Raw genomic sequence first — 9,691 nt, 5'->3', positions numbered from 1 at the left:
CCACTGATAAGCCTGAATAATCCTGCACCTGGCCCTATGAAAAAGAGCACCATTGACCTGTCAATAATCATATCTCCAGGGGGAGAAAGGATAACCTCGCCTTTTTTGAGGAGATAAATCAGCCTGAACTGATAATCCTCTTCAAACCGGAGTGAGGAGATGGTCCTTCCCTCAGCAATACTGCCTGGTATCACCGGGATACGGACAAACCTGCAACTTCCAAATGCAGAGGAGGTTTCATGCAGGATCTCCTGCATAAGAGGATTTTTCTCAAGGGCATCTGGTTCTGTTGCAAGGAGGGCATGGCGGGCGGTCAGAGTCCCGACAATATCCCTGGAATGGACCAGGATATCTGCACCACAGAGAGATAATAGCTGATCAGCCTCATGACCGGATGTTATTACAATAATCCGTGCATCAGTCTTCTTCGAGAGACCCAGAATAACCTCGGCAGATATCCAGTCCTCAAGACAGAAGAGGATGTACCTGCATTCAGAGACTCGTGCACTTTTCCATGTCTTCTCTTCATCAAACCGGCCATAGATGACCTGAACCAGTCTGGGAAGAGAAGCGGTCTCCATGAGGGCTTTTGTCTCATCTTCCTCGATAAGAACAATATCAACACCCAGACTATGAATATGCTCCAGTACCTCAACTATGACCGGATTATACCCGAAAATGACAACATGACCGGCACAGGGATAGGTCAGCGAGGCAGGAGGAACCGGATGGACCTTGTTCTGAATGATTGGAGTGATAAAGAGATTTATCAGCATCAGGAACATCACAACGCCGGATATCATCATGACCAGGACGAATATCCAGAGATAATCATGTGAGAACGGGAGCAGTTCTCCATATCCGGTGGTTGTGACAGTCTCAACAACAAAAATCAGGGCCTCTAACGGAGTGATGGGGTTTTCCTCGTACTGGTTATGGATATAATAAAAGAGCACCGTCCATACGAGAATGATTATTGAGAAGAGAATGAGCGAAAAAAGAACCTGCTTCTCGTACGAAGACTGGATATTTCGGAGCAGGCGCCGTATTGATCGAATCATACCCTGATCGGGTTCTGCGTTGAAACCATATATAACCGCCCATCAGGAAGGAGGGATAGCAATAACTATACAATCAGGTGATCCAATACAGGAATGTGAACTCCCATATTCCAGCAGCACTCCTGTTCCTGACACTCATCATGATAGTAAACGGTGCAGAACACACAATCTATAACCCTGAGTCAGATCTCTTCCGTCCGGTCTATTCAACGTACATGAGCGGGGAGGTATCCCCTGACCATCCTATCCGGGTTGACCTGGATATCCGTGACAGTGAGACGGGTTTTGTCAGGGTATACGGATGGGGGGAGAACGGGACTGAATGGAATCTGACGGTTGGAGAGGGCTATGATAATTTTTTCGTGCCTGATCTCTTCACCGAGGTCCAGACCGGATATCCCCGGATTTTAACCCTGAAAAATATCAGCAGCGAATACCTGATCCTCGATCCAGGAAGATATCCGGTGTATTTTTCATCGGACTCATCAGGAGGAAAAGCAGAAATTCTCGTCATGTATGTCTATCATGAACAGATAGACATGGGAGTTATTCAGAATCAGACACATTCCGTATTTGAAACCTATATTCCTCCCGGCCTTGAGCGGGTGATATTTATGACTGAGTCAAGAGAGGGGACAAACCTTGATCTCTATGTCCAGAAAGGGACAAATCTTCCGGACTCATACGAGGAATTTACCTATAATTCAACCGATGAATGCCAGGACTGCTGGTCACAGGGGATAGAGAATTTTCTCTCAGAGATGCTTGTTCTTGACAATCCCGAGCCGGGCACATATCTCATGGTCACCAGGGCAACCGGAGGTGATGACTTTTTCTATACATACTGGACCGGGATAGAAAAAAAGAGGTAATTCATCGATGATCACGGTGAGATTATCTCTGCACTGTTCGGAAACCGCAGCACATCCATGAGATAGATATCATAATTCATATTGTAATCATACGCCCACAATGATGGTAAATATGACCCATAGGGGAGCCGGTCCCGTTCAATCGCAAGATCACCGGTTATCAGGAGGGGATCGAGGGACGAATACTGCCATCTGGATTCACCACCCAGAAACCGTTCGACGATCACCGGTGTTATGATATCCCCTGTTCTGACGGTGAGAGGTATTCTGGAGAACAGATACTCCCCGGTTGAGGGATTGACCTCGTATGGGAAGAGAGCATACTGTATCAGGCCATCCTGACTTTGCATGATATTGATTGCAGTCTCACGGGTCTTTGACCCCCTTGTAATATTTACAAATCCAAAATATAACTCAGTTCCATTGATATCAGTTCCATAATAGGTATTGAAAAAATACGAGCGGTTCCCGGTCCCGGTATCGGTCAGGTAAAAGGTTTTATCATCCGGATTTGGAGTATAGATCCCTTGAGCATCGGGATATACCGGATCTGCTTTCATCCCGAATGAATGCGTGAAGTTTGTGACGTCAGGCATCCAGTCGGTCTTTACCATCACCATCTGAATACCCTGGTCATCACTCACCTGAAACGTCCCATTCCCAAGAGTGGTTATCACAGGTTTACTCGAGTCGGTGGATATATACGAGACATAATTCTTAAGAAATGAGAGCCATGTTGAATTATTAACACGATTGCCAGATGATGCAGAGATTTCATCCACATGCCTGTTCCGTGGAGAGATTGTTGAAATGCCTGTTGATTTCGGCCTTGAACCGTCATTTCGCTGGTATAATACCGCACTGGCCATGGTCTGTTTCACCTGGCCGATGATATCAGAGGAGTCTTTGACATGCATCCCCAGATTATCTGACAGATCCCCAAGATCAACCGAGACCTCGATATCTTTTCTGGGATCATACCCGAATCTCTGGGCATTATAAAAAGAAGTGCCAATGCCCTCGTATACTGGTTTTTGATCCATCTGTTCACGAAGAAATGTGCCAAGGAGAGAGAGATTCTCTTCCAAATCCGGGAGACTTGTCATTTGAACAAGGGAGAGGGTCTTTTTCATCGGCTCATGATGTGGATTGTCCATGTATGAATCGATGACCAGCTTCCCCCATTCTTCAATCGGTATTGAGGGGTTATCAGAGAGGGCCCGTAACGGGATCTCATAATCCCATCCATGGCCCGGTTCAACCTCTTCTGAAACCAAAAGCAGATGGCCGAATGGAGAGACTGCCTGCATGACCTCAAGAGAACCCATCAGACACGCATCCATACCGATAAGATCCCAGGTTATTGCGGACTTTTCAAGTGCATCGGTGATCTCCTGCATCGTCAGCTGATCCCAGTTATAATTTTCATCAAAACACAGCCCGGCAAGAGATGCACCATGATCCCAGAAGATGAAGATGTTCCGGTCAGATGCAGGGAGATCATTTAGGTATTCAACGAATGTTGCCAGCCCTTTTGTATCTCCCATATTCATTGAGGGATCTCTGAATGCATAGTGACCATTTCCGATAACACCGTCACGGTAGTCATCCTGAAGATCTTCTTTATCTGCGATGGTCATACCGGACCATCCCATACTCCGTGCACCCCCGAATGCAATCTGAAGATCGATATGCCTGGAATCACCGGAAAGACCGGATAATATCTCCTTGATCTCTGCGGTACCAAGATGTGACTCTGATTCAAGGTCACTGCCGACCATGTATATAGCAATCCTGGTCGTAGGAACATCTGCAGACGTCGCGATAGAAACAGAAAGCAGAATCAGGAGAAGAAGGGAAAATATTGGAAAAGGACCATGTGAAAAGAGGTGCATAACATTCATCAATCAATATGTCATTATACTATTATTTCTTCCTTTTGAGAACGGATGAGGTCAGTGATCCATGAAAAAGATACTGCTACTTGTAATGATCATTCTGCTATCCGGCCAGGGAATGGCATCAGAAACCATATCTGACCCGATACAGGCTCTTGTAGTCATCCCGTCTGCGGGTTTTGATGAAGAGTCATTTCAGATGGTGGTTCGTGAACTCACATCATATGATATCACCTGGACCCTTGCAGGCCCTGATCCTGATGGTCAATTGATATCAGACAGAGAGGTGCAGTCACTTGACAGTATTTCTGACATGATAACCAATGAAACAGCAATCATTATCATCGGGGGCAGTGATATGAGTTCTCTTTTCAGCTCTGAACCGCTCACCCGGATATTACAAAATGCTTCCCAGGCAGGATCGATCTGTGCCGGGATCGGGAACGGGACGCTGGCTCTGGCGAATGCAGGGATCCTGAACGGGGTAAAGGTATCGGTTCCTGATGAGAAAAACCGGGTATTTCTGGAGCAATCCGGCGCTATCCTGGATCAGGCAGAAGGAGTGATTACCGATACCATTATCACGGCACAGGGACCTGCATCGGCACAAACCTGGACAGAGATTATTGTCAGGGAGATCATCGCCCGTGAAATCACAAATAATCTCGGGGTTTTATATCTTGGAGACCAGGAGAATGGAAAATCCGTGTATGTCATTCCTGAGCGACTCCGATCAGCGGTCGTGTCAGGGATCAGGGAGGGTCTTGTTCGTGATACGTGGGCAGGTGAGTCATTTGGCATCCCGGTCCTGAATACATCAGTTCAGATTCCGGTACGGGGGGACTGGATACTGACCATCTCACCGGATAATAATGCATGCCTGCTCTATGAGCAGTTTACCGGGGCATTCATTCCATATGGGTCGGTTGTATATATAGATCCCTCCCTGCTTGGGGCAAAAAGAGACTTTTCAACAAACAAAGTTCCAATTGAGGGGATGATCCAGGATATCACCTTCAAAGATGTATACCAGAATTCGAATGAGTATAATGAATCAAACAGAACTCTTCGGAACTGGACGATTGAAGTGAATAACACGAACAGTAGTGTGAAAAAGTCAGTTGCCCTCCTCTTTGATGACATCAGAATTGCAGAGATCACCTGGGAAGATCTTACCCTGCGAGCCTGTATTGAGGGGAACGGCGTGGGAAGTGGGATTCTGGATATTCTCAAAACACAGGGTGACGGTGATTCAAGTATAGCCTACGATGAGAAGAAGATTGAAGGATCGGGCTGTTATGAAGTGGTTATCAGTGTGAATGCCCCAAAAGGGATCACGGCATATCTTACCCTCTTTGGTAAGGAAGGGGATATACTGAGAGAGAAAGAGATCATTATTCCCTGATCAGCAGGGCAGATCCAACCTCTTTCTCTGTCCTTCCGCCCGGTTGCCATGCATATCTGTTGCAACCAGGAAATAATCATACGAACCGCAGGCAACAGCCTCATAACTGGTGACGACGTCCTCATTAAGTTCAAACGGACGGGAGGCTACCGGCTGCCAGGTTCTTTTCCCGTTTTTATACTGAACCACTGCATATGGGATGATACCAATGCCTGTCATATCAGATAAGGAATTCAACCTGCCTGAACGTGCGACTTTCAGGATATTCTCCTCATCAGGTCCGAGATAGAGAAAGAACATGGTTGTCCGGCCAGTAGTACTCTCGAAGTAGATGTCAATACAGATCCATGACTCATCAGGATCATCCTCTTTTGAGATCCGTGAAAATGCATAATACTCTTCAGTCTGATCATCAACTCTTCGCTGGAAGAAAACCGGTATAATCTGAATCTTCCCGGTCTTGGGATCCTTCAGATGAAATGCCCTTCCGTCCCACTCAGGGAGAACATACTCACCGGATGGGTACGCGTATGCCGGTTCTGCACCAAGAAGGACATCACCATCAGCATTATGACGGACAAATTCTATCTGGACGGTGGCATATCCATCATCCCTGACCAGAATCCCATCTTCTGAATCGGTCAATACCGGCCGTTCTTTGTCAGAGAGGACAGATCTGAAGAACTGTATCAGGAATGAGTACCATTCTTCGGATACCGCTATGGCCGGTGAGTATTCAAAGATATGTTCAAGGATTATCTCCTTATGAACCGGTGAGAAGATTGAAAGACCATGTGCATATGGTCGTTTCTGCTCGGTATGATAGACAACTGCATCAGATACTGACTGGATAAGCGCATCTGCTGAAGGATGCATGGCAGGGAGTGCATTGCGGATATTTTTGGCAAATGAGATGATATCCAGCGTATATGATATGAAGATCCGCTCATCTGTCTTCAGGCTCATATACATCTGAAGGCCAAATTCACCGGAATCGGTAAGGATCTCTTCTATGATCCGCTTCCCTTCAGGATCTTTGTATACCGTATGTAATGAACGGGAGAACTCATCCAGAGAACTGATAACCGCAGGAATGGCATCTATATCAATCAGGGAGAGCGTTGCCGGGCTGTTTGGTACCTGGTATCTGATATAGCCATCGATGATATGAATACCGAGTTCTTTTGGATCAACTGATGGATTGTTCACCAGCTCTTGGGTTATCATGGAGTAATTCCAACCACGTGACGGTTCCGTCTCTTCAGATGCAAGGAGATACCGGGTCGCGCCTGACAACGCATCTGCAACCTCTATGGTTCCCATCAGGCAGGTATCAAGGCCGATCAGATCAAAGTGAATTCCTGACTGAGCAAGAGCGTCTTTCAGATCAGAAAGCGGGATATTTCCAGTATCATAATTTTCATCAGGAAATGCTCCCTTGTATGCCGCACCATGACCACTCATGATCAGGTATATTCTTTCGGCATTTCTCCACGGCTCAAGGAGGGATAAAAACTCCTGAAATGACTCCTTTGTGCCCATATTGTAATCAGGATAGGAACGGGTATACGTATCCCAGGAGTCATACCGGCCATTATCCAGAAAATCGGACGTTGCATCGGCAAGAGAATATACCCGCATCCCACGCCATCCCTCCTTATCCGCTCCGCCATATGCGATGATGACGGTGAGATTCGGGTTTCCTGAACCGTACCCTTCCCGCATATCAAGGAGGTTCTGGGTGATGAACCCATAATCTCCAAGACGGTTTTGAGACTCGATGTCATTTCCGACCAGATAGCAGGCAAGAAGTGTTCCATGATACTCATTTGAAGGTTGCTCAATATCAGATACCACCGGGAATACAACCATGGATAAACCCAGAGCTATGAGGAGGTAGTAGAAAAGATACGGATGTCTGAATTTACTCATAATTCAGATCCAAGAGAGATATTGGTCATTCGCTGACGGACATCAGAATCATCCGGATTCAGACTGAGTGCCTGCTCATATGCATAATGCGCTTCAGATCTCCGGTTCAAATCTTCAAGGAGGCGTCCCTTCTCCTTCCAGAGCAGGAATGAAGAGGGATTTCTATCCAGGCCTGTCGAAATCACCACAAGTGCGTCATCCCCTTTTCCTGATCTTGCATATAAATCAGATATCGCAAGATAAGCCTCAATAAACCCCGGGTCAATGGATACCGTCTGGTTTAAACTGGATAAAGCCCCGGTTTCATCGCCAAGCATGTACAGGCTTTTTCCCTCCCAGTAATGAGCCGATGGTAAATCAGGACGTAATGAAAGACTCTGCTGACAGGCATCACGGGCATCCTCATACGAACCTGTCCCATAGAGTGCTGCTCCATATCCGGCCCAGGCAAGAGCATCGGTAGAATTCAGCTCAAGTGCCTTCTTATAACTGGCAACCGCATCCTGATATTTTTGAAGGGATGTCAGGATTGTTCCCTGCAGAAGATACCCCTGCCATGCATCCGGATGGCGAAACAGGAACTCATCTAAGGATATCAGGGCCTGCTCCTGTTCTCCTGCACCGGATTGTGCACGGGCAAGACCCAGCCAGCCGGAAGATGAATCCGGATCAGTCTCGAGAACCTTATCAAATGCTCTGGTGGCGTCTGAAAATGATCCATTCAAAAGGAGACGCTCCCCTTCAGCAAGAAGGTCATCTGCCGTTCCACCACTTCCGGAGTACCCTGTGTTCAGGGTATTGAGAACTCCGGTAAAAAGCCCCTTATCTATGCTCTCCGGTGATGAAGTGTTATCACATAGGGCAGAGGGAATAATCACCAGGAGAAGCCCGCACCAGACAAGCACTATTGCTTTCATCAGAGAAGTATGTAATCCAGGCATATGACACCAATGAGGAATCGGACTCATACCGGATAAAAATTTCTAAAAAAGGATAAATTATCCCTGGGTGCATGTCGGAACAGGAGAGACCTCCGGATAAACCGAGCCACTGCTGCTCTGTCCTGATGAACTTTTCAGTTTGGACAGGAGGGAGATATAATCCCCGTTATCGGGTGCCAGGTCCACGGCTTTTTGTGCTGCTGCAATTGCATCCTGAATAGGAGCCCCGCTATCATAGAGAAGTTTTGCCTTGAGATAATAATCCCCGGCCAGATACTGCGGATCATCATGAGCAATGACAAAGTCAATGGATTGTAGAGCATCGGAATATCTCTTCAGATACCCTTCTATCTGTGCCTTTAATGTGTAGATTATTGCCAACTGAGAATTATTGGCAGAACCGGATGCTGATGATACCGCGTATTTTACCTGTTCCAGGGCCTCTTCTTCGCGACCTTCATACCCGAAAAACAGAACCTTCGCATAGCCATACAGCGCAACGAAATCTGAAGGATCTATCTGCAATGCTGCCTTGAAATTCTGTTCAGCCTGCTTGTACTGCTTTTTTGTGAGATAGTCAAGTCCGTCATTAATCAATTGATTTATATCTCCCCCTGAACTGACCGGGACTGTTATCGGCGTCTGGTAGGGCTGGACTGTGGGCATCATCGTCGGAATGATCGTTGGCATTGACGTATAGCCGGGCATCATTCCCTGAGTCGGCATTGGTGTTGGCTGGGGATACTGTTGGTACTGAGGGTAGGAGGAATAGGGATTATACCCGGTATATTGTGGGAACTGACCGGCGTTCTGATACGGTAGCTGATACCCGGTTGACCCGTCCCAGCCATACGAGTAGGGATACCAGGCATACTCACTCTCATCATACATCGGCATGCCAAAGACATCATACACCATACCAGGGTAGTAGGAGTATCCGGGGTAGTTCTTTTCTTCAGTATCACGCTCAATGAACCGGAACGACTCAATCATTGGATCAATCTGGATTTTTTCCGTTTCAAACTGATCTGCGCGGTTATCATAACTCACGGTGAACGATCTGCCGTCTTTTACGGTTGTAATCGTGTATGTTCTGACCGGGGTATCATTCCTGACCCACTGGTAATCAAGGAAGAAGGCATCATTATCTCCAAGGACCCCTGGCCCGCTTGATACCACCGTTCCTTCAGGGAGGAGGGAGACGGAAGAAACCAAGTCAGATGTCAGGTCTTCCAGCTGCTGGTCAGTTGTTCTTACCACGATGGTAATCATCGTGACATTATTCGGAGTCTGGACAGCTAATTCCCTCGTATCTGCATCTGCCGCATACACAAGAGATGCACCCTCCGGATAGTCAAAGGAAAACCCGGCTGTTGTATCATTATAGGTGAGATACGAGACTTCCTCGGCGGTACAGAAACCAGACATCATCACGAGCATAAGCAGAGTGATGATGATCGAATAGACATGAGAAAGAGATCCCATATCCCAATATGAGTTACGCGGTTAAGTTAACCGAAAGATCTTTATATATTTAAAGCTTACTATTTTTATTAGGTTGGTGACAGTAAGTGCAGCCCCA

At 46.8% G+C, this 9,691-nt stretch carries 7 protein-coding genes; 2 read left to right on the top strand and 5 right to left on the bottom strand.

What is annotated here, in order from left to right; genetic code table 11:
* The coding region (locus LDL35_RS12120) for a TrkA family potassium uptake protein (protein WP_304022747.1) at window positions 1-1,061 on the bottom strand (1,061 nt) is incomplete at its 3' end.
* Window positions 1,062-1,156: 95 nt separating this feature from the next.
* Here LDL35_RS12120 and LDL35_RS12115 point away from each other — a divergent pair.
* The gene (locus LDL35_RS12115; RefSeq protein ID WP_304022744.1) at window positions 1,157-1,933 is read left to right on the top strand and encodes a hypothetical protein; all 777 of its coding nucleotides are present in this window, start codon (window positions 1,157-1,159) and stop codon (window positions 1,931-1,933) included.
* An 11-nt stretch (window positions 1,934-1,944) separates the two neighbouring features.
* Here LDL35_RS12115 and LDL35_RS12110 read toward each other — a convergent pair whose 3' ends face one another.
* Window positions 1,945-3,828: a clostripain-related cysteine peptidase gene (locus LDL35_RS12110; protein WP_304022733.1), complete on the bottom strand. Its 1,884-nt coding sequence runs from the start codon at window positions 3,826-3,828 to the stop codon at window positions 1,945-1,947.
* 70 nt (window positions 3,829-3,898) lie between these two features.
* Between LDL35_RS12110 and LDL35_RS12105 the strand changes: the two genes are divergently transcribed.
* Window positions 3,899-5,236: a DJ-1/PfpI family protein gene (locus LDL35_RS12105; protein WP_304022730.1), complete on the top strand. Its 1,338-nt coding sequence runs from the start codon at window positions 3,899-3,901 to the stop codon at window positions 5,234-5,236.
* On the opposite strand, the gene LDL35_RS12100 is transcribed toward LDL35_RS12105, so the two are convergent.
* Genes LDL35_RS12100 through LDL35_RS12090 form a run of 3 tightly spaced genes read right to left on the bottom strand, consistent with a single transcriptional unit; the run spans window position 5,237 to window position 9,594 of the window.
* On the bottom strand, window positions 5,237-7,108 hold the full coding sequence (locus LDL35_RS12100; RefSeq protein WP_304022727.1) for a clostripain-related cysteine peptidase: 1,872 nt from the start codon (window positions 7,106-7,108) through the stop codon (window positions 5,237-5,239).
* Window positions 7,109-7,164: 56 nt separating this feature from the next.
* Window positions 7,165-8,109, bottom strand: a complete 945-nt coding sequence (locus tag LDL35_RS12095; RefSeq protein ID WP_304022724.1) for a tetratricopeptide repeat protein — start codon at window positions 8,107-8,109, stop codon at window positions 7,165-7,167.
* Window positions 8,110-8,166: 57 nt separating this feature from the next.
* Window positions 8,167-9,594, bottom strand: coding sequence for a hypothetical protein (locus LDL35_RS12090; RefSeq protein ID WP_304022722.1), 1,428 nt, complete (start codon window positions 9,592-9,594; stop codon window positions 8,167-8,169).
* Window positions 9,595-9,691: the final 97 nt, after the last annotated feature.

Origin of the sequence: Methanospirillum hungatei, assembly GCF_020216685.1 — an archaeon.
Lineage (GTDB): Archaea > Halobacteriota > Methanomicrobia > Methanomicrobiales > Methanospirillaceae > Methanospirillum > Methanospirillum hungatei_B.
The sequence above is the reverse complement of the archived record's forward strand: the minus strand, read 5'-3'. Positions and strand labels throughout refer to the sequence as shown.